Genomic DNA, 382 nt, shown 5'->3' on the forward strand with positions numbered 1-382 from the left:
GAGCACGTCGTGCATCTGCTCGGCGTAGGGCTCCCAGTCGGTGGCGCAGTGCAGGACGGCGCCGGGGGCGAGACGGGGGGCTGCCAGGCTCAGGAAGTCGGGCTGGATCAGGCGCCGCTTGTGGTGGCGGGTCTTCGGCCACGGGTCGGGGAAGTAGACGCGCAGGCCGGCCAGGGACTCGGGGGCCAGCATCTCGCGGAGCAGGATGATGGCGTCCCCGTTGGCCACCCGGACGTTGTCCAGGCCCAGCCGGTCGGCGAGGCCCAGCAGGTTCCCCTGGCCGGGGGTGTGGACGTCGACGGCGAGGATGCCGGTGCCGGGATCGTCGGCGGCCATCCGCGCGGTCGCCTCGCCCATGCCGAAGCCGATCTCCAGGACCACG

At 73.3% G+C, this 382-nt stretch carries 1 protein-coding gene; it reads right to left on the reverse strand.

Going from position 1 to position 382, the window contains the following annotated elements:
* Window positions 1-382, reverse strand: a 382-nt coding sequence (gene trmB, locus HTV45_RS33390) for a tRNA (guanosine(46)-N7)-methyltransferase TrmB (protein WP_215209628.1), incomplete at both ends; no start/stop codon positions are given.

It is taken from the genome of Streptomyces sp. CHD11 (genome assembly GCF_018638295.1).
Lineage (GTDB): Bacteria > Actinomycetota > Actinomycetes > Streptomycetales > Streptomycetaceae > Streptomyces.